Source organism: Phocaeicola dorei (assembly GCF_013009555.1).
GTDB lineage: Bacteria > Bacteroidota > Bacteroidia > Bacteroidales > Bacteroidaceae > Phocaeicola > Phocaeicola dorei.
The window spans coordinates 2,793,269-2,817,781 of record NZ_CP046176.1; the positions used below are offsets into that span (position 1 = coordinate 2,793,269).

Below are 24,513 nucleotides of genomic sequence, written 5' to 3' on the forward strand. Positions count from 1 at the left end.
CATACATTTGCACCATTAATGCAATAAATGTTATGGACGAACACCATTGTTTGCTTTGTATGGGCTCTAATACAAACCGTTACGCGCAACTCTCGGTTGCACGGGAAGCATTACGTGCCACATTTCCTGATATTCATTTCGGCGAGATGATGGAAACGGAAGCTGTTGGCAGCGGCTTTCACTCCCCTTTCAGCAATCAACTGGCCAAATTCAGCACAACGCTTTCACCCGATTCTGTTCATGATTTGTTTAAAGAATTGGAACGACGCTGCGGACGGATTCCTGAAGACAAGGCTCAAGGAGTAGTAAAACTGGATATTGACCTACTGGTCTTTGACAATAAGATATTAAAACCGGAAGATATGGAAAGAGAATATATCCGCCGTGGAATGTCTGTGCTTTTTTAGAATTTATACCTTTTATATATTAATTATTATTCACCTTGTGATAACCCGCCTCCATATCCCCCTACAGCAAACGATAGTGTTACTGAAAGGGCCAGCCTGACAGGTGGGAAAACAGCTAAGTATCTTCATTGGCAGACCTAAGGCTTTCTACCAGGAAGGCTAAGGCTTTCCGGCCGTTCTATTTCTATCTCCATAGGCTTTGGAGTTATCTCCATAACCTTTGGAGTTATCTCCGCAGCCTTTGGAGTTAACTCCATAAGCTTTGGAGATAGAACACAACAGGGAAAAAAGCCTTAACCTGCCAAGAAAAAGAGGTTAGCCTTCCTTGAAAAAACATTTAATAAAAACTAAAGAACACATTTTTTTCACTTCATCTGTTTGTTGTTTCCAATGATTCCTTATACATTTGCGTTTACTAACAACTCTGTTAAACAAATATGATAATATGAAAGAAGAAACGAGCAATACAGAACAATCCATACTAAAAGCCGCTGAAAAAGAATTCCTTAAGAAAGGATTCTCCGGAAGCAAGACAACAGAAATAGCTAAGGAGGCTGGTGTAACCCATGCCATGCTGCATTATTATTTCCGTACAAAAGAGAATCTGTTCAACAAAGTATTTGAAGAAAAAGCCAAGCAACTGGCCGATACATTCCTTTCTCGTGTAGATGAATCATTGCCTTTTTTGGAGAAAATAAAATGTTTCATTGAAGCACACTTCGACCTTTTGACTGCTAATCCCGAACTACCTTTATTTATATACAGGGAGATTCTGACCAATGAATGCGGAAAAGAAATTTGCCGTAAAACCTTGTTCCCTAATTTCCGGTTAGCAATCAGTCTGCTCGACCGGTCACTGCAAGAGGAAATAAAGAAAGGCACAGTACGCCCCGTCAAAGCGGAAGATTTAATGGTCAGCGCCATTTCACTCAATATCTTCGTCTTTGTGGCAAACCCACTGATACAATTGTTTGTCGAAGAAAAAGGTGAAGAATATCATCAATATATGGAACGCAGAAAACAAGAAAATGTAGAAATCATATTAAGCAGATTAAGAAAATGAAAAGGTTATTCATTCTCACAACCTTTCTTCTTGGCATCAGTCCCATTTGTTTGAATGCACAGGAACTCACGCTGGAAGAGTGTCAGCAGCAAGCCCGGGCACATTATCCGCTGATTAAACGATACGGGCTGATTGAAAAGACGAAAGAATACAATATCTCTAACGCTGACAAGGGTTATCTGCCGCAAGTTTCATTATCCGCCAAAGCCAGTTATCAATCGGATGTAACGGAAATACCCGTTGACCTACCCGGAATTGATATTCGCGGTATGCGCAAGGATCAATACCAGGCTATGCTGCAACTGGACCAAGTAGTATGGGACGGTGGTAACATCCGGGCACGGAAAGAGGTAACCCGTGCCACATCCGAAGTGGACAAACAGAAACTGGAAGTGGACATGTATGCCATCAACGAACGGGTAAACCAACTTTTTTTTGGTATCCTGTTATTGAAAGAGCAATTGAAGCAAAACCAGCTTATGCAGGAAGAATTACAAAGGAATTATGACAACGTTACAGCGTATGTAAAGAATGGTATTGCCAATCAAGCTGATTTGGATGCTGTAAAAGTGGAACAATTGAACAACATACAGCAACGTCATACTCTGGAAGCCACATATCGTGCTTACAGCGAGATGTTGAAGATCATGATTAACCACCCTACTCCTTTAACCGGGAACACACTAAAGAAACCAGATGTAAATGCCTTATTATATAAAGGAGAAGCCTATTCTGCAGAATTCATCCGACGTCCGGAACTTAACTTGTTTGCGGCACAGAATCAGCAACTGGAGGCGCAACGTAAACAACTTACCGCCAAGAACCTGCCTAGGTTAGGCGTATTTGTACAAGGAGCATACGGCAACCCGGGACTGAATATGCTGAAAAATGAATTTTCGGCCTATTACGTAGCAGGCGTACGCCTTTCCTGGAACTTCAGTAACCTATATACTCGTAAGAATGAATCTCGCCAATTAATACTGAATCAACAAGATGTGAACGTACAGAAAGAAACGTTTTTGTTTAACACTCATCTGGAAATCACTCAAAACAACAGTGAAATTAAAAAACTGACGGAACTGATGAAGAACGATGAGGAGATTATCACCCTACGTAACAACATTAAAAAATCAGCCCAAGCAAAAGTCGCCAACGGAACACTGACCGTTACAGAAATGCTACGTGAAGTAACAGCCGAGAACATTGCCAGGCAGAATAAGATTCTGCATGAAATTCATTTATTATCAGCCATTTACGAATTAAAATATACAACAAACCAATATGAGAACAAATAAATATATCTTGCTTGCCGCCACTCTGTTCGGTTTATCCTCTTGCGGAAACAAGAAAGGCGACTATGATGCATCAGGCACATTTGAAGCTACCGAAGTAATTGTATCCTCCGAAGCCAATGGCAAGATCATGCAATTCAATATAGAAGAAGGACAGTTATTAAAGGCCGATGAAGAAGTGGGGTGTATAGATACCTTACAACTCTATTTAAAAAAGATGCAGTTACTGGCCAGCGGTAAAGCGATAGCCAGCAAAAGCACGGACATCAATAAACAGATAGCTGCCACAAAAGAACAAATCGGCAAAGCCGAATATGAAAGAAAACGCACAGAAAACTTGCTGAAGGAAAATGCCGCCACCCAAAAGCAAATAGATGATATTGACTCCCAGATTGCCGTTCTGAAAAAACAGTTGGAAGCACAGATCTCTACGCTTCAACGCGGCAATGCCAGTATCACAGAAGAAAGCTCGGCCTACGAAATACAAGTAGCCCAACTGGATGACCAGCTTCGCAAATGTCACATTACCAGTCCGATTTGCGGAACAGTACTGGCCAAATATGCCGAAGCCGGGGAACTGGCCACGCAAGGAAAACCTTTATTTAAAGTGGCGGATGTGCAACATCTTTTTTTACGCGCCTATATCACCGCCGATCAATTATCTCAACTGAAATTAGGAGATAAAGTAAAAGTGTTTTCTGATTTAGGAGAAGATGACCGCCGGGAATACGAAGGGACAATCACCTGGATTTCAGACAAATCGGAATTCACCCCTAAAACAATCCAGACACGTGACGAACGCGCCAATCTGGTATACGCCACAAAAATAGCAGTAAAGAATGACGGATACATCAAGATAGGCATGTACGGAGAAATGAAGAAATAAATAAGACAATGGATTATATCGTTTCTGTCAAAGGAGTTAGCAAAAGTTACGGTGAAGTTCAAGCCCTGAAAGATGTATGCTTTGAGGTGAAACCGGGAGAAATCTTCGGGCTTATCGGACCGGACGGTGCAGGAAAGACTACTCTTTTCCGCATTCTCACCACACTGGTGCTAGCCGATGAAGGGAAAGCGGAAGTCTGCGGGCAGGATGTGGTGAAGAATTACAAAGAGATACGCCGGCAGGCAGGATATATGCCGGGACGTTTTTCCTTATACCAGGATTTGTCCGTAGAAGAGAATCTCACTTTCTTTGCCACGCTTTTCAATACCACTATCCGGGAGAACTACGCATTGGTAAAGGATATCTACCAACAAATAGAACCTTTCAAACACCGGCGTGCCGGAAAACTATCCGGCGGTATGAAACAAAAACTGGCTCTGAGTTGTGCACTGATTCACAGGCCTTCCATTCTGTTCTTGGACGAACCTACCACCGGTGTGGACCCTGTATCCAGAAAGGAGTTCTGGGACATGCTGCTGAAATTGAAACAAGAAGGTCTTACCATCATTGCGGCAACGCCTTACCTGAACGAGATGAAATGCTGTGACCGTATTGCATTTATTCGTGAAGGAAAGATTCAAGGCATTGACACTCCGGACCGTATTCTTCAACAGTTCAGTTCGATCCTTTCTCCTGAAGGGCTGTCTTTTAATGAACCGCAAGTCACCGGACGATACGCCATAGAGGTAGAAGGCTTGACCAAACAATTCGGCAACTTCACTGCAGTGGACCATATCTCATTCAAAGTGAAACAGGGAGAGATTTTTGGTTTCCTAGGTGCTAATGGCGCCGGAAAAACAACAGCCATGCGCATGTTATGCGGTTTATCACAACCTACCGGGGGAAAAGGTACAGTAGCGGGCTTTGACATAGCCACGCAATACGAGCAGGTTAAAAAGAAGATCGGATATATGAGCCAGAAGTTCTCACTGTATGAAGATTTAAAAGTATGGGAAAACATCCGGCTATATGCAGGGATTTATGGAATGAGCGACAAGGAGATCGCTGAGAAAACAGACAAGGTGCTGGAACAATTAGGACTCTTGAATGAGAAAAACACATTGGTTCGGTCACTTCCCTTGGGATGGAAACAAAAGCTGGCTTTCTCGGTAGCTATTTTCCATGAGCCGAAGATCGTTTTTCTGGATGAACCGACAGGAGGGGTAGACCCTGCCACACGCCGGCAGTTCTGGGAATTGATTTATCAGGCGGCAGAACGGGGAATCACCGTCTTCGTTACCACCCACTATATGGATGAAGCGGAATACTGTAACCGGATTTCAATGATGGTGGATGGAAAAATCGAAGCGCTGGACACCCCACAACGGTTAAAAGAACGGTTCCATGCCCAAGATATGGATGAAGTATTCAGACAATTGGCACGCAAGGCCGTAAGAAGTTGAAAAAGAGATAGAGAAAAAGAGAATGAAACAATTTATATCATTTGTGCGAAAAGAATTCTATCACATTTTCCGGGACCGCCGGACGATGCTGATATTACTAGGTATGCCTGTCGTACAAATTATTCTTTTCGGTTTTGCCATCACCACCGAAGTAAAGAATGTAAAAGTAGCCGTGCTGGATTTCTCAAAAGATGTATCCACCCGGCAAATCATCGACAAACTGGATGCCAGTGACTATTTCAATGTCAACAAGATGCTATATGACAACGACGAGATAGAGGAAACACTCCGGAAAAGCAGTTCAGACCTGGTCATTGTGTTTGAGGCCGGTTTCGATAACAATCTGCGGCATACCGGTAAAGCCCGAGTACAACTGATAGCCGATGCCACCGATCCCAACAATGCTACCATACTGACCTCTTACGCATCCAATATTATTGCAGATTATCAGCAAAGCCGGATCATGCAACAACAATCACCCATACAGATTATCCCCCAAATAAAGTTATTGTACAATCCGGGTATGCAAAGTGCCTACAATTTTGTGCCGGGAGTAATGGGATTGATTTTAATGTTGATATGCGCCATGATGACTTCCATCTCTATTGTCCGTGAAAAAGAAACCGGTACGATGGAAGTATTGCTGGTATCTCCCGTACGTCCGCTATGGATGATTATAGCCAAAATGGTACCTTACTTTGTGCTGTCATGCGTCAATCTGGTCACAATTCTGCTGCTGTCTGTTTATGTATTACATGTTCCGGTAGCAGGCAGTCTTTTTTCGTTGGCTTTGCTCTCATGGATCTTCATCGTAGTATCTCTGCTGTTGGGATTATTGGTTTCCACTATCGCCCGTACCCAAGTGGAAGCCATGCTGTTTTCGGGAATGGTACTGATGATGCCTACCGTTCTACTTTCCGGCATGATATTCCCCATCGAGAATATGCCTCTTCCTTTACAGCTGATTTCAAATGTCATCCCTGCCAGATGGTATATTGTCGGAATCAAGAAAATCATGATTGAAGGATTGAGTATCAGTTATGCACAGGGAGAAATGGGTATACTTATGCTGATGGCTGTTGTCCTTTTACTCATCAGCCTAAAAAAGTTTAACAAACGATTAGAATAAGTTCCGGAAGATATGATAAAGTATTTATTAGAAAAAGAATTCAAGCAACTGCTGCGCAACCCGATGCTTCCGCGGATACTGCTCGTATTTCCCTGCATCATCCTGCTGGTGTTGCCTTGGGCCGCAAACTTTGAAATCAAGAATATGAATCTCAGCGTAGTGGATAATGACCGCAGTCCCTATTCCACCCGACTGGTTCAGAAGGTGGGAGCTTCCGAATATTTTCATCTGGTAGATGTTTCAAACAGTTACCAGGAAGCGATGCAATGCATTGAAAAAGGAGATGCTGACCTCATTTTGGAAATCCCGCCACACTTCGAACGCGATTTGCTGAAAACCGGTGTAGCAAAAGTACTGGTTTCAGCCAACACCGTAAACGGAACGAAAGGAACTTTAGGAAGTTCCTACCTCAGTAATATAGTGAATGCCTATGCCACTGAAATCCGGGCTTCCCATTCCGGCTCTATTTCTCCCTCCCCGGTGATAAGTATAGATACCCAAGGACGTTTCAACCCCTATCTGGATTATAAGGTATTTATGGTTCCGGCACTGATGGCACAATTGTTGATGATGTTATGCGGCTTTCTGCCTGCTCTTAATATTGTGAGTGAAAAAGAATTCGGAACCATCGAACAAATCAATGTGACTCCTGTAAGCAAATTCACTTTCATTCTGGCCAAGCTGATTCCTTACTGGATAGCCGGCATACTGATCCTCACAATCGGTATCATTCTGGCATGGTTAGTTTATGGTCTGGTTCCGGCCGGTCATTTATGGCTGCTTTATTTCTTTGCATTATTATTCATTATCGTTATCTCGGGCATGGGGCTGGTAGTTTCCAACTATTCCCAAACCATGCAGCAGGCCATGTTTGTCATGTTTTTCTTTGTGATTATCATCATGCTGATGAGCGGGTTGTTTACTCCCATCAACAGTATGCCCGAATGGGCACAAACCATAACCATTGCCAATCCTTTGAAGTACTTCATACAGGTAACACGTATGGTTTACCTGAAAGGAAGCGGATTCAGTGACCTGATTATGCAATTTATCGCCTTGTTCCTTATGGCCATCGCTTTGAACGGTTGGGCGGTATTCAGCTACAAAAAGAATTCATAACAGATAAATCGGAACATTTACTTGTTTATCATTGTTAATATCAGTAGCTTAGCAATCTGTTGCTAACCTGATTTTTAATTATCTAAAAGAAAAAAGTTATGAAATTCTTTATTGACACAGCCAACCTGGCACAAATCCGCGAAGCAAATGCATTGGGCGTACTGGATGGTGTAACCACAAATCCGTCTTTAATGGCCAAAGAAGGCATTAAAGGAGTTGAGAACCAACATAAACATTACATTGAAATATGTAATATAGTGGATGGAGATGTCAGTGCCGAAGTGATTGCTACCGATTATGAAGGAATGATTCGTGAAGGCGAAGAACTTGCCGCCCTTAACCCACACATTGTAGTAAAAGTTCCTTGTATTGAGGACGGCATCAAAGCTATCAAATATTTCAGTAATAAAGGAATCCGCACTAATTGTACACTGGTTTTCTCTGCCGGATAGGCATTACTTGCGGCAAAGGCGGGGGCTACCTATGTATCTCCATTTGTCGGCAGACTGGATGATATTTGTAATGACGGTGTAGGACTGGTTGCACAAATTGTAGAATTGTACCAAACTTATGACTACAAGACACAAGTTCTTGCCGCCTCCATCCGAAACACCTTACATATATTACAATGTGCGGAAGTGGGAGCAGATGTAGTAACCTGCCCGTTATCCGCCATTAAAGGCCTTCTAAACCATCCATTGACAGATATAGGATTAGAAAAATTCCTGGCCGATTATAAAAAGGTAAACGGATAATAAAAAACGTTCCCTCGCCAATCCAAAGGCGGGGGAATTTGTTTTCCAGACATTACGAAACTAATAATTTCCCTAATGTCGCTTATAGTTAGCAAATAGTCGGATAAGGTTGTTTCGTACCCATTTTATTTATTCTTTTACAGTAAATAACATCAAGAATGATAAAAGGACATACTGACATAGATATTTGGAATACTGATTTCTTCGTTAATGCAGATTACTTTTCCGATGATTTCATCATTTACCATAATACAGGGAAAGAGTTCACCTATAACAAGCTCGTCCGTACTTTGTTCCATAACCATTCATACAAAACAACTTATACTTCGTTTATACTTTGTCTAAGTGGTTTTTCTGAAATAGAAATAGATTCGGTAAAGTACACTATCAAACAAAATACATTGTTGGTAATGATGCCTAATCAGACAGTAAAATACTATGAAGTCAGTAATGATTACAAAGCGTACCTCATCATGATATCCAATAAGTATTTTGATACCCGTGATAATTTCTATAAAATGGCCTCTCTTTTGATTCCTTTGAAAAACCACCCTTGTGCCGATTTAAGCCTCGCAGAAACCGATTTATTGAAAGCATATCATGTGCTGCTCTATAAAAAAATCAGCGAACAGAACAATATGTTCCGTAACTTCACTATACAATACTTGATACAAGCCACATTCTATGAAGTATGCCAACTTTTGCTGAAGCATATTGAAATTGAAAAAAGAAATATGCCGCATAAAGAAGAGATATTCAAGCGATTCTTGAAAATGGTTGAAACGTATCACTATAAAGAAAGAGATATCTCTTTTTATGCGGAAAAGCTTTGTCTCACCCCTAAATATTTATCTTCCACTATCAAGGAAGTTTCCGGAAAGCTGGCAGGAGACTGGATTGATAATTATGTTATTATCGAAGCTAAAGCTTTACTTATCTCCACCAATCTGACGGTTCAGGAAATTTGTTATGAACTGAACTTTTCCACTCCATCCTCATTCACCCGTTTCTTTAAACGAATTACCGGAATGTCACCTAGAAAGTTCAGAACAATAAAAGTCTTTCCCAATCTGATAGAATAAGAAGAAACGTACACAATATCTATACAGAATTCCCCGAAAAAAACAATAAAGCCCGAAATATGGAAAGTATGAGTTATATAAAAGGACAATTAGTCTTATCCAAACAGATATTGAATATCTTACCATCCGCCCTTATATTTATGGATGCAAATGGTACTATCGAGCGCATCAACGATGAGGCTATCCATGAATTGGAATTGGGAGATAGGGATATAAAAGGAGAAAACATTTCCCAAATCATATCCATCTTACGGAACCATCAAAATATCATTCCCGAGCTGATTGAAGCGTTAAAGCACGAAGAGAAAATCATAGACTTCCCCAAAGCAACCTTCATAAAAAGTGAATTGCAGAACATACGTTTCATTGCTGAAAGACGAATAGCCAGTGTATTCACCAAAAAGAAACTTTCTCAGATGATTCTCTCCTTCCGTAACATAGAAGGAGAACTAACCCAACAGCATATCATAAACATGGCACTCAGCCTGACAAAGATTTATCCTTGGTTTTATGATATGGAAAAAAAGAAACTGATTATTGACGCGCGTTGGTTCAAGTATCTTAATATACCAACCAAAGACTATACATTAACCGAAGAAGAGTTTGCAGCCTATCTGCATCCGGATGATCGCGATACATTGATGAATGCTCTGACTAACCAAATAGCCGGAAATCTCAATACCGAAGCATTTACCTACAGGCTGAAACAGAGTGACGGCAGTTGGGAATGGTTTGAAGAACAATCTTTATATCTGGAACAAATAGAAGGTGCTCCTTATAGAATAATCGGAGCCTGCCAAAGCATACAGGAGCATAAAAACGCAGAGGAGAAACTGATGTTTGCCCGTGACAAAGCAGAACAAAGCGATAAATTGAAAAGTGCCTTTCTTGCTAACATGAGCCATGAAATTCGAACTCCGTTAAATGCTATAATAGGTTTCTCAAATCTGCTTGTCAGCGAAGAAATGGATGGCGAGGAAAGCAAAGAATTTGTTTCCATCATCAATCAAAACTGTGAGCAACTGTTGGTATTAATCTCGGATATCATTGATATGTCAAAGATAGAATCCAATTCTATCGAATTCAAGATACAAAAACAATCGCTCCATCAAATTCTATCTGAGATTTATCAATGCCAGTCATTGAATATTCCCTCCAAAATAGAATTCAGATTGGAATTACCGGAAGAAGATACTGAAATAATGATTGATACCACCCGATTCAAACAGGTGATTAATAATTTAATAAACAATGCCATTAAATTTACAATGTATGGCCATATCACGCTGGGAAGCAAGATATTGCAAAACGGTACAATTGATATTTATGTAAAAGATACCGGTATGGGTATGCCACAAGAGAAACTCGCACATATATTCGAACGTTTTTATAAAATGGACTCATTCAAACCGGGAGCAGGCTTAGGGCTTTCTATCTGCAAAACCATCATTGAGCACATGCAGGGAGAAATCAACGTAACCTCTATAGAAGGCAAGGGCAGTAATTTTACCATCACTATCCCAACAAATCTGATCATTATTTAAATTTCAAGTATCCTATGCGAGTATATTTAATTCCTTTACTCTCATAATGAGAAAGGACTTTGGCCGATTTAATATATAGACTTTCATGAGGATTGATTTTCTTTGTATAGCAGCTCAGCATCTCCGGTGACATACTGGAAGCAGCTGCCTTTATGATAAAAGTATAACGATTACCATTCAGCATCAGCAGCAAGTACACTCTGATCTACATAGTATCCAGTCGTTTTATAAGCATCTAGTTGTAATCTTGTCCCCAGGACTTCCAGATGTAAATCGGTCAGCCTTTCTCCCGGCTGACCGATAAAACGACTCCCAGCCGGCAAATGATGTTTTCTGATGACCGTTTCATAATGAACTGTGGCAAAAGCCTTTGCCAATACTGCTAACTTTTTGTCTCTGGGGTTACGGGCTTCAAACTTATGTGCCAACCAAAGCACATAGTTAGGATCAATATAATATACTTCCGCCAACCTTTTTCCACGATACTTCCCAAATGCAACTATATCTTCGGACAGACCATAATAAGGTTCAAAGAAAGTGTTATCCTTCACTTTCAGCAGGACATTGCAATTCTGCAAATACTGAAAAGCACGCTCTGCCGCATCATTAAATGTAACTGCCAACGACTGAATAAACAGAGGAGAGTAAGTATTATCCGGAAATATACGCCATAAAGCATAATACGAACGATAAGGAGTGGAAACACTGATTGCATAAAATCCCGCATCTTCTCTACGGCCTTTATTGAAGTTGTCTATCTTTTGAAAAACTCTCTCGGCCATAACGCTAGTGATCTGATATAGGGTTACATCTCTATCCATAGTTACCTCCTATCTTTATAAGGTAAAGATTTTCTTTTCGTAAATATAGCATTTTTCGATGAAAGGACAAGGATTTTCACCATTTTTACATAAATTATTTTCTATAATATAAACTGCCGTGTGAACAGGAAAAGTAATAGTTCATAAAAGTATATATAGAAAAAAGTCTGCTTGCTTTCCTTCTTGCAAACAGACTTTGTACTTATAAATCTAATCTTCTAATTACTCAAATATATTGTCCAATCCTCCGGTTTCTTCTACCGAAGTTTCATCTATCAAAGTATCCTTGCAAGGATCAAAGTCATCAGGAATATTGAATTTCTCGTCCTGAGAGTATCCCAAGCTCTTGTCCTTATAGACTTTCTGCATATAAAGCCCCCAGATAGGAAGTGCCATAGCAGCCCCCTGCCCGTCCACCATCGTATCAAAGTGAATATCACGCTCTTCACCACCTACCCATACACCAGATACCAATGAAGGGGTGAATCCCATGAACCAACCGTCAGAATTACGGTTGGTTGTACCTGTCTTTCCTCCCATATCGGCAGTAATACCATATAGACGGCGTACACGCCCACCCGTACCTTCATTGATGACCGCACGCAGCATGACCAACATTTTATAAGCACTTGTTTCACTAATCACCTCATCCATTTGTGGAGTGAAATTCGCCAACACATTTCCTTCATTATCCTCAATACGGGTTACAAAAACAGGCGCTGTACGAATACCCCGATTAGCAAATGCCGAATAAGCACTGACCATTTCTCCTACAGAAATCTCACAAGGGCCTAAACAAAGTGAAACCACCGGATCTATCTGTTTATTTTGTACACCAAATGAATGAATCAGACGAACTAGCTGATAAGGATTCAGTTTCCCCATCAAATAAGCCGTTACCCAGTTATCAGAATTTGCCAAGCCCCATTTGATGGTAACCATCTCTCCGTAACGCTTCTTGCTGGCATTACGCGGTGACCATGGACGGCCATTTTCATCTATCAAGGTCTGCTCTACATGGCGCACCTGGTCACAGGGAGAAAAACCATTCTCCATAGCTAAAGTATATACATAAGGTTTAATAGTAGAACCCACCTGACGACGGCCTACCATCGCCATATCATACTGGAAATAATTATAGTTGGGTCCTCCCACATATGCTTTTACATGACCGGTCAACGGATCCATAGACATGAATCCCGCTCTAAGGAAGAACTTATAGTATTTCAAAGAATCCATCGGAGTCATAATGGTATCCTTTTCCCCCTCGTATGAGAATACGGACATTTCATATTTAGTATTGAACGCTTTCTTTATTTCTGCTTCCGAACACCCTGCCTCTTTCATGATACGATAACGGTCAGTCTGCTTCATGGCCCTGGTCATGATAGAATTCACTTCTGCCTCTGTCAGCTGATTCGTAAACGGAGCCGTTTTCTTTTTCCGTTTTTCCTTGAAGAAACGGGGTTGCAAATACTGCGCCACATGTTCGTAAACAGCTTCCTCAGCATATTTTTGCATACGTGAGTTGATAGTGGTATAAATCTTAAGACCATCCGTATAGATATTATAATTAGTACCATCTTTCTTCTTGTTTTTAGCACACCAGCCGAAAAGAGGATTTGTCTTCCAAGCCAATGAATCCTCATAATATTTCTGCATCTGCCATCCGCGGTAGTCACTCTTTTTCGGTTCTTTAGCCGTCATCACTCCACGCAGATATTCGCGGAAGTAAGTAGCCAGTCCTTCCTTATGATCTACACGACGATATTTCAAGACCAATGGCAATGCCTTTAATGAATCAGCTTCCGCATCAGTCAGGTAACCTGCTTTGCGCATCTGGTCAAGAACAACATTCCGACGTCCGCGTGAACGTTCATTAAAACGTTTCGGATTATAAAGTGAAGGATTCTTACACATACCTACCAAGGTAGCCGCTTCCTCAATGCTCAGGTCTTTCGGCTCTTTTGAAAAATATGTATTGGCAGCTGTCTTGATACCGACTGCATTATTCAGAAAATCAAATTTATTAAGATACATGGTCAGAATCTCTTCTTTTGTATAATAACGTTCCAACTGAACAGCAATCACCCATTCGATAGGTTTCTGCAACAAACGCTCCATCACATTATCCGCCGTAGGTGAATAGAACTGCTTTGCCAACTGCTGAGTGATGGTGCTACCCCCACCGGCATTCTTCTGCATCATCACCCCCCGTTTCACCAAAGCGCGGATAAACGCACGGGCGTCAATGCCGGAATGTTCTGCAAAACGTTCATCTTCGGTAGCAATCAGTGCATGAATCAGATTCGGTGAAAGCTGGTCATAACCCACAAATACGCGGTTCTCCTTACTAAGTGACCAAGTGCCCAGCATCTTGCCATCATCGGATATAATCTCGGTTGCAAACTTTAAATTCGGATTTTCCAACTCTTCAATGGGGGGGACATATCCAATCCATCCTTTTGCTATCGCGGTGAATATGAACGCTATAACCAACAGTATGCCGACTACAAGAGCCCAAAGCACATATATAAATTTCTTCCTCATGACGTTTTCTAGTAATTAACGATGCAAAAGTAAGGAAAAACTTTGAGATAGAATGTGTTTCTAACAAAGTTCAACGAAATATCTTTTAAATCTTCGCTCATTTATTTTTTTTTCATACCTTTACACTCCGTATAAGTTGTAATTATAAATACAAGCCAAAATGGAAAATAGAAGTTTAGTTACTATTGCCGAACACTCGAAAGAGAAAATCCTCTACCTCCTGGAGATGGCAAAAGAGTTTGAAAAGAAGCCTAACCGTAAAATTTTGGATGGCAGAGTAGTCGCCACTCTTTTCTTCGAACCCTCCACCCGTACACGACTCAGTTTTGAAACCGCAGCAAACAGATTGGGAGCACGCGTCATTGGATTTACCGATCCTAAAGTGACCAGTTCCTCAAAAGGAGAAACATTAAAAGATACGATCATGATGGTAAGCAATTACGCTGACATTATTGTAATGCGCCATTTTTTGGAAGGTGCTGCAAGATATGCCAGTGAAGTTGCCCCGGTACCTATAGTCAATGCCGGAGACGGAGCTAATCAACATCCGTCACAAACTATGCTAGACCTCTACTCCATATACAAAACACAGGGAACGCTTGAGAATCTGAACATTTATTTGGTAGGCGACTTGAAATACGGACGCACCGTCCATTCTCTGCTGATGGCTATGCGTCACTTCAATCCCACTTTCCACTTCATTGCTCCTGAAGAGCTGAAAATGCCGGAAGAATATAAAATATACTGCAAGGAGCACAATATTAAATACAAAGAATATACAGACTTTAACGAAGAAACGATCGCAGATGCCGATATTCTTTACATGACCCGCGTACAGCGCGAACGTTTCACCGACCTGATGGAATATGAACGTGTAAAAGATGTATATATATTAAGGAATAAGATGCTGGAGCATACCCGCCCCAATCTGCGTATCCTGCACCCTCTGCCCCGCGTCAACGAAATAGCTTACGATGTGGATGAGAATCCGAAAGCTTACTATTTCCAGCAGGCACAAAACGGACTTTATGCGCGCCAGGCCATCCTTTGTGATGTATTGGGCATAACCTTGGACGATGTTATAGAAGATGCAAAAAAGTAAAAAACAAAAATGAAGATGAGCGATAATAAACAAGCATTGCAGGTAGCCGCTTTGAAAAACGGCACTGTTATAGACCATATACCTTCCGATAAATTGTTTACTGTAGTCGCCCTATTGGGATTACAGGATTCAGACTCTAACATAACCATTGGAAACAACTTCGAGAGCAAAAAGCTAGGTAAAAAAGGAATTATCAAGGTGGCCGACCGCTTTTTTACTGATGAGGAAATAAGCCGCCTCTCCGTAGTAGCCCCGAATGTGAAACTGAACATTATCCGTGACTATGAGGTGGTAGAAAAGAAACAAGTCCTGATGCCTCAGGAATTACGTGGCATTGTAAAATGTGCCAATCCCAAGTGTATCACCAATAATGAACCGATGATCACTTTATTCCATGTAATCGACAAGGAACACGGCATTTTAAAATGCCACTATTGCGAGAAGGAACAAAGCAAGGAAGGTATTAAGCTGATTTAATCATTATGAAACAAGACTGGAAACCGGGAACAATGATTTATCCTCTTCCGGCCCTATTGGTCAGTTGTGGGAGTACGGAAGAAGAATATAACATTATCACAGTGGCATGGGCAGGTACTATTTGTACCAACCCCGCCATGTGTTATATATCCGTACGTCCGGAGCGTCATTCCTATCCCATCTTGAAACGAAACATGGAATTCGTCATCAATCTTACAACTAAAGAGATGGCATTTGCCACCGACTGGTGCGGAGTGCGTTCAGGCAAAGATTATAATAAATTCGAAGAAATGAAGCTGACTCCGGGAAAAGCGAAAATAGTCAATGCTCCTATTATTGAGGAATCTCCACTCTGTATAGAATGTAGGGTAAAAGAAATTATCTCACTAGGATCTCATGATATGTTTATTGCCGATGTGGTAAATGTGAAAGCTGATGACAAATACCTGAACGGAGAAACAGGAAAATTCGAATTATCCCAAGCTAATCCGCTGGTATATGTTCATGGCGGCTATTTTGAACTGGGACCGAAAATCGGAAAGTTCGGCTGGTCTGTAGAAAAGAACAGGATGCGGACCAAAGAAAAAGCCTAAAAACACCTCATGAAGAAACTCCTTTTATTGATCGCTTTATTGCTCCTCACCTTATCCGTTCCGGTACGAGGAGAGAAGAAAGGTTTGCAAGAAGAGCCTAAAATCAATGTGGGAATAAAAGGAGGCTTCAATTCTTCCATGTACTTTACCAGCAGGCTGGAATTAGACGGAGAACGTATGGAAGATGTGCAAAATAATTATAAGGTAGGCTATTTCGTCGCCCTATTTTTCCGGGTACACATGAAAAGACACTTCATCCAACCCGAAATGATGTATAATGTCTATAAAGGTGAAATAGCTTTCAATAAGAATCAGAATAATGAAAATACCCTTCCCGAGTTTGCCAAACTGAACAGCACAATTCATTCTTTGGAATTACCTATACTATATGGCTATAGTTTTGTAAAAAGCCGTCCTTATGGCATGGCACTTTTTATCGGCCCCAAATTAGAATATGTATGGAAACATAAGACTGATGAAGAGTTTGAAGGGTTCGGGCATTCCGGCATAAAAGAAGAATTACGCCCTATCAATATAAGTTCCGTTATCGGATTAGGCGTGAATATTGCAAATATATTCTTCGATTTCCGGTATGAAATCGGACTAACCAATATATCCAAATCAATCACTTACGAAAAGAATATAGATGGAGTCATATTTCAGGAAAAAGGTATCTTCATCAATCGTCATCGCAATGTATTAAGTTTCTCTCTAGGAGTTATTTTTTAAGCAGTCATACTCCTCCGTAAGAATTCCGACATCTATCATAATATTACATTCTGAAGAGTTTTCCACCAAAGAATAGAACTGAGGATCAACTATTTCCGGCATTTGACTTCCTATGAAACGACAAAAAGAAAGTCACACGTGTTTTTTCTGTAATTCCACTAAAGATTTTCTTCTAAATAATTTCCTTATATTCTAAAATTACTTAACTTTGTGAACTCAGAATCGAATATCGCACATAAACTTATTATAAAAAGAAATGAAAAGAGACGATTTGATTTTCGACATTATCGAAAAAGAGCATCAACGCCAGCTCAAAGGTATCGAGCTGATCGCATCCGAAAACTTTGTTAGTGACCAAGTAATGCAAGCTATGGGTTCTTGCCTTACCAACAAGTATGCTGAAGGGTATCCCGGCAAGCGCTACTATGGCGGTTGCGAAGTGGTAGACCAGAGCGAACAAATCGCTATCGACAGACTGAAACAAATCTTCGGCGCAGAATGGGCTAACGTACAACCTCACTCAGGAGCACAGGCTAATGCTGCCGTATTCTTGGCCGTTTTAAATCCGGGTGATAAATTCATGGGATTAAATCTGGCTCATGGTGGCCACCTGTCACATGGTTCATTGGTTAACACATCCGGCATTATTTATACTCCATGTGAATACAATCTGAACAAGGAAACAGGACGTGTGGATTACGACCAGATGGAAGAAATCGCATTACGTGAAAAACCGAAAATGATTATTGGTGGCGGTTCAGCATATTCTCGTGAATGGGACTACAAACGTATGCGCGAAATCGCAGATAAAATAGGAGCTATCCTGATGATCGATATGGCTCATCCTGCAGGTCTGATTGCTGCCGGACTGCTGGATAATCCGGTTAAATACGCTCATATCGTTACTTCAACAACGCATAAGACCCTTCGCGGTCCTCGTGGCGGTGTTATCATGATGGGCAAAGATTTCCCTAATCCATGGGGCAAGAAAACTCCGAAAGGCGAAATCAAGATGATGTCACAACTTTTGGATTCTGCTGTATTCCCTGGTATACAAGGTGGTCCGTTGGAACATGTCATTGCAGCCAAAGCTGTTGCATTCGGTGAATGTTTACAGCCGGAATACAAAGAATATCAAACACAAGTAAAAAAGAATGCAGCCGTATTGGCACAGGCTCTGATTGACCGTGGTTTTACGATCGTTTCTGGTGGTACAGACAACCACTCCATGCTGGTAGACCTTCGCACCAAATACCCTGATCTGACAGGCAAAGTAGCAGAAAAAGCATTGGTTGCTGCTGATATCACTGTAAACAAGAATATGGTCCCATTTGACAGCCGTTCTGCTTTCCAAACTTCAGGTATCCGTTTGGGAACTCCTGCCATCACAACTCGTGGCGCAAAAGAAGACTTGATGTTGGAAATCGCCGAAATGATTGAAACTGTTCTTTCAAACGTAGACAATGAAGAAGTGATTGCACAAGTTCGTGCACGCGTAAACGAAACAATGAAGAAATATCCTATTTTCGCTTACTAATTAACGACTTCTATCAATATACTCATAAAAAACTTTGGAGTTTTTTGAAAAAGCTTTATCCTTCTTCAAGAACTTCAAAGTTTTTTTATGAAACATCCAGACCATTTAAAAAGAGTAATAGAAAAGTATTTTTATCAGCAGTCCCCACAGAAATCAGTATAAATTTCTACCTTTGCAGACAATTTATCCGTTAATGACGAATGAAAGGAACTAAGAATCTGACTCAAGGCCCTATCCTGAAGCAATTGTTTACTTTGGCAATGCCCATTATGGCCACTTCATTCATACAGATGGCATATAGCCTGACCGACATGGCCTGGGTAGGAAGAATAGGAAGTGAGGCAATAGCCGCTGTAGGTTCAGTGGGTATTCTTACATGGATGTCCACATCTATCTCCCTGCTGAACAAAGTTGGTTCGGAAGTCAGCGTAGGACAAGCCATCGGGGCACAAAACGAACAAGCTACCCGTGCGTTCGCATCACATAATCTTACCTTGTCCTTACTTATATCATTAAGCTGGGGAGCATTGTTATTTATCTTTGCCACCCCTATTATCAGTATCTATGAACTGGAACCTCATATAGCCAAGATGGCTGTGGAATATCTACGGATTATAGCAACTGCCTTTCCATTCGTCTTTTTATCAGCTGCCTTTACAGGGATATTCAATGCCGCCGGACGAAGCAAAATACCTTTTTCCATTAACGGTATCGGACTGATTACAAATATGATACTAGATCCTCTTTTTATCTTTGGTTTAAACTGGGGAACTACGGGAGCCGCAATTGCCACTTGGCTGGCCGAAGCTACGGTATGCATACTGTTTATCTATCAATTGAAACAAAAGAAAATATTATGGGATGACTTTCGGTTATTTACTACACTAAAAAAACAATATACACACCACATCTTGAAAATAGGATTACCAGTAGCGGTACTCAATACATTATTCGCTTTCGTCAATATGTTTCTCGGAAGGACCGCAACAGAGCAAGGTGGTCATTTAGGGCTGATGGCACTCACTACCGGAGGACAAATCGAAGCTATCACCTGGAACACCTCCCAAGGATTTTCTACAGCTCTCAGTGCTTTTGTAGCTCAGAACTATGCAGCACGGCAAATCTCCCGTGTACTGAAAGCCTATCGCACCACTTTATGGATGACATTTATATTCGGATCTTTCTGCACATTTCTTTTTATATGTTACGGAAACGAAATATTTTCTATCTTTGTTCCTGAAAAAGCGGCGTATGAAACCGGTGGCGTATTTCTACGTATCGACGGATACTCGCAACTATTTATGATGCTGGAAATTACCATACAGGGCGTTTTTTATGGAATGGGGCGCACCATGCCTCCTGCCGTAATCAGTGTCACCTGTAACTATCTGCGCATCCCGATGGCATTATTGTTTGTATCATGGGGCTGGGGTTTGCCGGGTATTTGGTGGAGCATAAGCATCACTAGCACTATGAAAGGAATTATTTGTCTGATCTGGTTTATACTTATCAAGAAGAAAGCTTTAAATTATCAGGCTGTTTAATGAACAATTTTTGCATTAAGTCATTAATATATTAAAATGAACATGATTATGAAAAAGACTAAAATTATGGCTTTATTACTGAGTGCAACACTAGTATTCAGTGGATGTGGTAACATGAATAATACCGCTAAAGGCGGTCTGATCGGTGGCGGTGGTGGCGCAGCTTTGGGAGCAATTATCGGCGGAATAGCCGGACATGGTAAAGGTGCGGCTATTGGTGCGGCAGTAGGTGCGGCAGTAGGTACAGGCGCCGGCGTGTTAATTGGAAAAAAAATGGATAAAGCGGCAGAAGAAGCGGCTCAAATCCAAGGAGCACAGGTAGAACAGGTAACAGATAACAACGGTCTTCAGGCTGTAAAAGTTACTTTTGATTCCGGTATTCTCTTCAATACAGGAAATGCAGCCTTGAGTGCACAAGCGAAATCAGCCTTAAGTAAATTTGCAAACAACGTATTGAACCAGAACAGAGATATGGACGTATCCATTTATGGATATACAGACAATCAGGGCTGGAGAAACAGTACAGCCGAACAAAGCATCCAAAAGAACCTCAATCTGTCACAAGAACGCGCTCAAAGTGTGGCTAGTTATTTGCTAGGTTGCGGTGTAAGTAATTCTCAGATCAAGTCTGTAGAAGGTTTGGGTCAAGCAGACCCGATAGGTAATAATGACACAGCCGAAGGACGCCAGCAGAATCGTCGTGTAGAAGTATATATGTATGCCAGCCAACAGATGATTCAGCAAGCGGAAGCAGGTACACTGAAATGATATCAATGACGTTATCATAGAGCGTATCCAATACGCCCGAACCAACGGTCACAACTTTGGATAACATATAAAATAAATCAATTTCGGACAGGTTATTTCTGCCCGAAATTGATTTTAATACACAAGCATGAAAAAAAAGATTTTAAAATTCATTCGCAATCTGCTGCTTTTTTTCTTTGGTTCTTCCATTCTCGCAGTTATCGTTTTACGCTTTATTCCGGTTTACTTTACCCCGTTGATGTTTATCCGAACTACCCAACAAATCATTCATGGCGAAGATATAAAGTGGAAACACTCTTGGATACCTAAAGAAAACATATCCCCTCATCTGCCTATGGCTGTTATTGCTTCTGAAGACAATCGCTTTGCCGAGCATAATGGTTTTGACTTCAAAGAAATAGAGAAAGCTTTAGAAGAAAACAAGAACCGAAAACGTCCTCGAGGTGCCAGTACTATCAGCCAACAGACAGCCAAAAACATTTTTTTGTGGCCTGCTTCTTCTTGGATCAGAAAAGGACTTGAAGTGTATTTCACCACTTTGATAGAACTATTTTGGAATAAGGAACGGATTATGGAAGTCTATCTGAACTCTATAGAAATGGGAAATGGTATCTATGGTGCCGAAGCAGTAGCTCGTGAACACTTTCACAAGAATGCCAGCAAACTGACACCGGAAGAATGTGCACTAATTGCAGCCAGCCTTCCCAATCCTCGCAAGTTCAATTCAAGCAGACCTGGCAACTACATGCTCAAAAGACAAAAGAAGATCCTTTATCTTATGAAATGCGTCCCTATATTTCCACCCCAACAAGATACACCTTCTACGGTTTCAAAGAAGAAAAAGAAATAACCCGCACCCCCGTGTGGGCTTTCTTATTTTTAGAGTATTCAAAGAGAGTCTGCGAATCTAGAATAACTTTCTTCATGACCGATGAAGCATGAAGCAAATGCAATTTACCATCCACCCAACAAGCAAATCCTGTATGTACCACATCCAGCCCTTTTATATTGGTGGTAATCGCTATGATATCCCCATTCTTTATATCCAATTCCTCAGAAGAAACATTCAGACTTGTTTTAGGAATATAAGAAACAGGAACATTTTTCCATTTTTTCTCTATTTCAATCATCTGGGATATCATGGAAGGATTATTTTTCAACCGATGATAACTGTCAGAATGTGTGGACATAAAATCCAAATTCAAAACTTGTGATGCAGCAAACCCTAATTCCCCCGTGCGTTCATGTACAATTCCTTTTTGTTCATTATCCTTAATCCAATCACTGAAGTAATGCAAACGCGAGACATAACCGGCTTGTTTCCCATTCCGATAGCGGATACACCGCAACGCTTTTTTGTAACTTTCAAAGTCACTTTTCCCATACTTATCAGTAAGGCTCAATGCAAGTACTGTTTCAACTAACGTGGTACAATCCACCTTATCCAAATGCACAACTAAGGTTTCTTCATCTGTCCCATCCAATGTATTCGCTACGTATGGAACTCCTAATAGATTTTGGGCAAAAAACAATATCTTACAGCTATCGGCCGGCAATCGGGCAGCTTTTTGAAGCAGACTCTCGACTTTTATACTGTCATTTTCTGATGCTGAAACAATACAGGGCATTACTCCTAAAATTATTCCCAGCAACCACGAATACAGTTTTCTCATATATTTTTTCTTATCTACCTGTTTTTTCTGCATGGCAACAAAGATAACACATAACTGAATGAATGCAAATTTTAAAAGAATGAAAAGATAAAAACATCCGCCATGACAAATTCAAACCTGCCACAGCGGATAAAAAAACTATATTTTACCTTCAAATCATGCAGTAAACTCTGTTCTTTCCAAATAAGCTATAACATCACCTTTATTAACTACAGCTCCCTGTTGGGCGCAAACTTCTACAATGCGTCCCGTAAAATTAGCAAAGATCTTTTCATACTCTCCCCACGGAGTGGAAATATAACAAAACACTTCATCATGCTGGTATTTCCGTCCGACAAACGGTGCTATAGAAGGACCTTCCACGGAAACTTCCCATAAAATCTGTCCCTTATCCGGCGCAATAATAGGATCAGCCTTAGTACGCTTATATTTTCGAATTGTTTCCTCATCAAAGCCACTTTTTACCATAGCCGCATCCTGAGCACGTTGTAAATCATCCATAAAACGTTTCTTGGCTACACCCGATTTATAATCACGGTATTGCCGGTCATGCATAGCCAGTTCAAACAACTCTTCCTCATCTTCACCATATTCCCAGCCATTATCATCCATCTCCTTACGGTACTTGTCCAGCTCATCAGGATAGTTCATCTGAGGATCCTCGTCAGTAAACTCGTAACCTTTACTTTTCGCCAGTTCAATTATTTCAGGAGCCAACGCACCCGGCAACTTTCCACTTTTTCCCAGAATCATATCCCATGTATGGTTATCAATCATCGTCCATCTCTCCTCTCCTTTCACCAATTGCATGACATTCATCAAAGCCACATTCTTCACATATTGGCTGAACGGTGTTACTAAAGGAGGATATCCCAATTTCGGCCATACATATTCCACTTCTTCAAACAGCATCACTACCAAATCATCCAAACTCATAGGTTCCTTTCCCTGTCCTTTCAAAAGTAGATTTATACCTGAATGTACACCTTTCAAATCGGCCATCATAGATCCCATCATACCACCGGGAAGTCCACAACCTAACAGCAAGGAAGACATGTGCTTATTGGTAGAATCAATAAAATACCCCAAAAAATCATCAATAAACTCCTGCGTCATGCTACGTGCTTTCATATAAGCCTTCATATTGATTTCAGGTACCTGAAAACCTGCATTTTTCAACATAGCCTGTACAGAAATTACGTCAGGATGCACTTTTCCCCATGATAAGGGCTCCATAGCGACATCAATGATATCCGCACCATTCTCACAAACTTCCAAAATAGATGCCATAGATAACCCGGGACCGGAATGTCCATGATATTGTACAATGACTTCAGGATGTTTATCTTTGATGTTTCTCACCAACTGCCCTAACATTTCAGGACGGCCGATACCTGCCATATCTTTCAAACAGATTTCGGGTGCCCCCGCTTCTATTAACTGGTCAGCAATATAAGAATAATAATCCACCGTATGTACAGGAGAATAAGTGATGCAAAGAGTGGCTTGAGGAATCATCCCCGCTTCTTTAGCATATTTTATGGAAGGAATAATATTACGAACTTCATTCAAGCCACAAAATATACGAGTAATATCCACGCCTTGCGCATGTTTTACCTTATACATCAACCGACGTACATCAGCTGGAACAGGATACATTCGCAATGCATTTAAACCGCGGTCCAACATATGCGTCTGAATACCCGCCTCACGTAAAGGTTTGGTAAATGTACGCACTGCCTTGTTAGGATTCTCACCATACAGTAAGTTCACTTGTTCAAAAGCACCTCCATTAGTTTCCACTCGGGCAAAACACCCCATTTCAACGATTAGAGGAGCAATTTTGGCTAACTGATCAGCTCTGGGCTGGTACTTCCCTGATGACTGCCACATATCGCGGTAGACCAAACTGAATTTGATTTCTTTTTTCATAATTATTACTTGATTTAAAGGTGTCTTGTCCTTTTGCAAATATAACA

General features: G+C 41.0%; 20 protein-coding genes and 2 pseudogenes. 18 read left to right on the forward strand and 4 right to left on the reverse strand.

Annotation, left to right across the window (positions count from 1 at the left end):
• Positions 1–32: 32 nt before the first annotated feature.
• The 10 genes and pseudogenes from GKD17_RS11730 to GKD17_RS11775 all read left to right on the forward strand — a co-directional run bounded on the left by GKD17_RS11730 (position 33) and on the right by GKD17_RS11775 (position 10,740).
• Positions 33–407 (forward strand): 2-amino-4-hydroxy-6-hydroxymethyldihydropteridine diphosphokinase, encoded by a 375-nt coding sequence (locus GKD17_RS11730; RefSeq protein ID WP_007843034.1) that lies wholly within the window; start codon positions 33–35, stop codon positions 405–407.
• 445 nt (positions 408–852) lie between these two features.
• Positions 853–1,470: a TetR/AcrR family transcriptional regulator gene (locus tag GKD17_RS11735; protein WP_007835352.1), complete on the forward strand. Its 618-nt coding sequence runs from the start codon at positions 853–855 to the stop codon at positions 1,468–1,470.
• On the forward strand, positions 1,467–2,765 hold the full coding sequence (locus GKD17_RS11740; RefSeq protein ID WP_007835350.1) for a TolC family protein: 1,299 nt from the start codon (positions 1,467–1,469) through the stop codon (positions 2,763–2,765). The genes GKD17_RS11735 and GKD17_RS11740 overlap by 4 nt, the downstream gene beginning before the upstream one ends.
• Positions 2,752–3,648 (forward strand): HlyD family secretion protein, encoded by an 897-nt coding sequence (locus tag GKD17_RS11745; protein WP_007835348.1) that lies wholly within the window; start codon positions 2,752–2,754, stop codon positions 3,646–3,648. The genes GKD17_RS11740 and GKD17_RS11745 overlap by 14 nt, the downstream gene beginning before the upstream one ends.
• Positions 3,649–3,656: 8 nt before the next feature.
• Positions 3,657–5,111, forward strand: a complete 1,455-nt coding sequence (locus tag GKD17_RS11750) for an ATP-binding cassette domain-containing protein (protein WP_007835346.1) — start codon at positions 3,657–3,659, stop codon at positions 5,109–5,111.
• A gap of 22 nt (positions 5,112–5,133) precedes the next feature.
• A complete protein-coding gene (locus GKD17_RS11755) occupies positions 5,134–6,240 on the forward strand; it encodes an ABC transporter permease (protein WP_007835344.1) in 1,107 nt (368 codons plus the stop codon).
• A gap of 12 nt (positions 6,241–6,252) precedes the next feature.
• Positions 6,253–7,359 (forward strand): ABC transporter permease, encoded by a 1,107-nt coding sequence (locus GKD17_RS11760; protein WP_007835342.1) that lies wholly within the window; start codon positions 6,253–6,255, stop codon positions 7,357–7,359.
• 98 nt (positions 7,360–7,457) lie between these two features.
• Positions 7,458–8,114, forward strand: a pseudogene (gene fsa / locus GKD17_RS11765) (fructose-6-phosphate aldolase).
• Positions 8,115–8,272: 158 nt separating this feature from the next.
• The gene (locus GKD17_RS11770; RefSeq protein WP_007835334.1) at positions 8,273–9,196 is read left to right on the forward strand and encodes a helix-turn-helix domain-containing protein; all 924 of its coding nucleotides are present in this window, start codon (positions 8,273–8,275) and stop codon (positions 9,194–9,196) included.
• A 59-nt stretch (positions 9,197–9,255) separates the two neighbouring features.
• A complete protein-coding gene (locus GKD17_RS11775) occupies positions 9,256–10,740 on the forward strand; it encodes a sensor histidine kinase (RefSeq protein ID WP_007835333.1) in 1,485 nt (494 codons plus the stop codon).
• On the opposite strand, the pseudogene GKD17_RS11780 reads toward GKD17_RS11775, so the two are convergent.
• A pseudogene (locus GKD17_RS11780) lies at positions 10,733–11,561 on the reverse strand (exodeoxyribonuclease X C-terminal domain-containing protein). The gene GKD17_RS11775 and the pseudogene GKD17_RS11780 overlap by 8 nt on opposite strands.
• Before the next feature lie 222 nt (positions 11,562–11,783).
• Positions 11,784–14,111: a transglycosylase domain-containing protein gene (locus GKD17_RS11785; protein ID WP_007835327.1), complete on the reverse strand. Its 2,328-nt coding sequence runs from the start codon at positions 14,109–14,111 to the stop codon at positions 11,784–11,786.
• A gap of 160 nt (positions 14,112–14,271) precedes the next feature.
• On the opposite strand from GKD17_RS11785, the gene pyrB reads away from it, so the two are divergent.
• The 8 genes from pyrB to mtgA all read left to right on the forward strand — a co-directional run bounded on the left by pyrB (position 14,272) and on the right by mtgA (position 21,711).
• Positions 14,272–15,213 (forward strand): aspartate carbamoyltransferase, encoded by a 942-nt coding sequence (gene pyrB, locus GKD17_RS11790; protein WP_007835325.1) that lies wholly within the window; start codon positions 14,272–14,274, stop codon positions 15,211–15,213.
• Between the two features lie 9 nt (positions 15,214–15,222).
• On the forward strand, positions 15,223–15,690 hold the full coding sequence (gene pyrI / locus GKD17_RS11795; RefSeq protein WP_007835323.1) for an aspartate carbamoyltransferase regulatory subunit: 468 nt from the start codon (positions 15,223–15,225) through the stop codon (positions 15,688–15,690).
• Positions 15,691–15,695: 5 nt separating this feature from the next.
• The gene (locus tag GKD17_RS11800) at positions 15,696–16,283 is read left to right on the forward strand and encodes a flavin reductase family protein (protein WP_007835320.1); all 588 of its coding nucleotides are present in this window, start codon (positions 15,696–15,698) and stop codon (positions 16,281–16,283) included.
• Between the two features lie 9 nt (positions 16,284–16,292).
• Positions 16,293–17,012: a porin family protein gene (locus GKD17_RS11805; protein ID WP_007835319.1), complete on the forward strand. Its 720-nt coding sequence runs from the start codon at positions 16,293–16,295 to the stop codon at positions 17,010–17,012.
• 256 nt (positions 17,013–17,268) lie between these two features.
• Positions 17,269–18,549 (forward strand): serine hydroxymethyltransferase, encoded by a 1,281-nt coding sequence (glyA, locus tag GKD17_RS11810; protein ID WP_007835317.1) that lies wholly within the window; start codon positions 17,269–17,271, stop codon positions 18,547–18,549.
• 200 nt (positions 18,550–18,749) lie between these two features.
• Positions 18,750–20,093, forward strand: a complete 1,344-nt coding sequence (locus GKD17_RS11815; protein WP_007835316.1) for an MATE family efflux transporter — start codon at positions 18,750–18,752, stop codon at positions 20,091–20,093.
• Positions 20,094–20,141: 48 nt separating this feature from the next.
• Positions 20,142–20,861: an OmpA family protein gene (locus GKD17_RS11820; protein WP_005852557.1), complete on the forward strand. Its 720-nt coding sequence runs from the start codon at positions 20,142–20,144 to the stop codon at positions 20,859–20,861.
• A 127-nt stretch (positions 20,862–20,988) separates the two neighbouring features.
• The gene (gene mtgA / locus GKD17_RS11825) at positions 20,989–21,711 is read left to right on the forward strand and encodes a monofunctional biosynthetic peptidoglycan transglycosylase (RefSeq protein WP_007835315.1); all 723 of its coding nucleotides are present in this window, start codon (positions 20,989–20,991) and stop codon (positions 21,709–21,711) included.
• On the opposite strand, the gene GKD17_RS11830 is transcribed toward mtgA, so the two are convergent.
• Positions 21,683–22,567: an N-acetylmuramoyl-L-alanine amidase-like domain-containing protein gene (locus GKD17_RS11830; RefSeq protein ID WP_007835314.1), complete on the reverse strand. Its 885-nt coding sequence runs from the start codon at positions 22,565–22,567 to the stop codon at positions 21,683–21,685. The genes mtgA and GKD17_RS11830 overlap by 29 nt on opposite strands.
• A 123-nt stretch (positions 22,568–22,690) precedes the next feature.
• Positions 22,691–24,466, reverse strand: a complete 1,776-nt coding sequence (locus tag GKD17_RS11835) for a biotin/lipoyl-binding protein (RefSeq protein ID WP_007835312.1) — start codon at positions 24,464–24,466, stop codon at positions 22,691–22,693.
• Between the last annotated feature and the right edge of the window lie 47 nt (positions 24,467–24,513).

What these genes read in the sequence shown, in the direction of transcription:
- glyA (WP_007835317.1), top strand. Translation starts at nt 17,269, where the DNA reads ATGAAAAGAGACGATTTGATTTTCGACATTATCGAAAAAGAGCATCAA.
- GKD17_RS11775 (WP_007835333.1), top strand. Translation starts at nt 9,256, where the DNA reads ATGGAAAGTATGAGTTATATAAAAGGACAATTAGTCTTATCCAAACAG.
- GKD17_RS11770 (WP_007835334.1), top strand. Translation starts at nt 8,273, where the DNA reads ATGATAAAAGGACATACTGACATAGATATTTGGAATACTGATTTCTTC.
- GKD17_RS11755 (WP_007835344.1), top strand. Translation starts at nt 5,134, where the DNA reads ATGAAACAATTTATATCATTTGTGCGAAAAGAATTCTATCACATTTTC.
- GKD17_RS11730 (WP_007843034.1), top strand. Translation starts at nt 33, where the DNA reads ATGGACGAACACCATTGTTTGCTTTGTATGGGCTCTAATACAAACCGT.
- GKD17_RS11760 (WP_007835342.1), top strand. Translation starts at nt 6,253, where the DNA reads ATGATAAAGTATTTATTAGAAAAAGAATTCAAGCAACTGCTGCGCAAC.
- GKD17_RS11785 (WP_007835327.1), bottom strand. Translation starts at nt 14,111, where the DNA reads ATGAGGAAGAAATTTATATATGTGCTTTGGGCTCTTGTAGTCGGCATA.
- GKD17_RS11740 (WP_007835350.1), top strand. Translation starts at nt 1,467, where the DNA reads ATGAAAAGGTTATTCATTCTCACAACCTTTCTTCTTGGCATCAGTCCC.
- GKD17_RS11745 (WP_007835348.1), top strand. Translation starts at nt 2,752, where the DNA reads ATGAGAACAAATAAATATATCTTGCTTGCCGCCACTCTGTTCGGTTTA.
- pyrI (WP_007835323.1), top strand. Translation starts at nt 15,223, where the DNA reads ATGAAGATGAGCGATAATAAACAAGCATTGCAGGTAGCCGCTTTGAAA.
- GKD17_RS11805 (WP_007835319.1), top strand. Translation starts at nt 16,293, where the DNA reads ATGAAGAAACTCCTTTTATTGATCGCTTTATTGCTCCTCACCTTATCC.
- GKD17_RS11820 (WP_005852557.1), top strand. Translation starts at nt 20,142, where the DNA reads ATGAAAAAGACTAAAATTATGGCTTTATTACTGAGTGCAACACTAGTA.
- GKD17_RS11800 (WP_007835320.1), top strand. Translation starts at nt 15,696, where the DNA reads ATGAAACAAGACTGGAAACCGGGAACAATGATTTATCCTCTTCCGGCC.
- pyrB (WP_007835325.1), top strand. Translation starts at nt 14,272, where the DNA reads ATGGAAAATAGAAGTTTAGTTACTATTGCCGAACACTCGAAAGAGAAA.
- GKD17_RS11735 (WP_007835352.1), top strand. Translation starts at nt 853, where the DNA reads ATGAAAGAAGAAACGAGCAATACAGAACAATCCATACTAAAAGCCGCT.
- GKD17_RS11815 (WP_007835316.1), top strand. Translation starts at nt 18,750, where the DNA reads ATGAAAGGAACTAAGAATCTGACTCAAGGCCCTATCCTGAAGCAATTG.
- GKD17_RS11750 (WP_007835346.1), top strand. Translation starts at nt 3,657, where the DNA reads ATGGATTATATCGTTTCTGTCAAAGGAGTTAGCAAAAGTTACGGTGAA.
- GKD17_RS11830 (WP_007835314.1), bottom strand. Translation starts at nt 22,567, where the DNA reads ATGCAGAAAAAACAGGTAGATAAGAAAAAATATATGAGAAAACTGTAT.
- mtgA (WP_007835315.1), top strand. Translation starts at nt 20,989, where the DNA reads ATGAAAAAAAAGATTTTAAAATTCATTCGCAATCTGCTGCTTTTTTTC.
- GKD17_RS11835 (WP_007835312.1), bottom strand. Translation starts at nt 24,466, where the DNA reads ATGAAAAAAGAAATCAAATTCAGTTTGGTCTACCGCGATATGTGGCAG.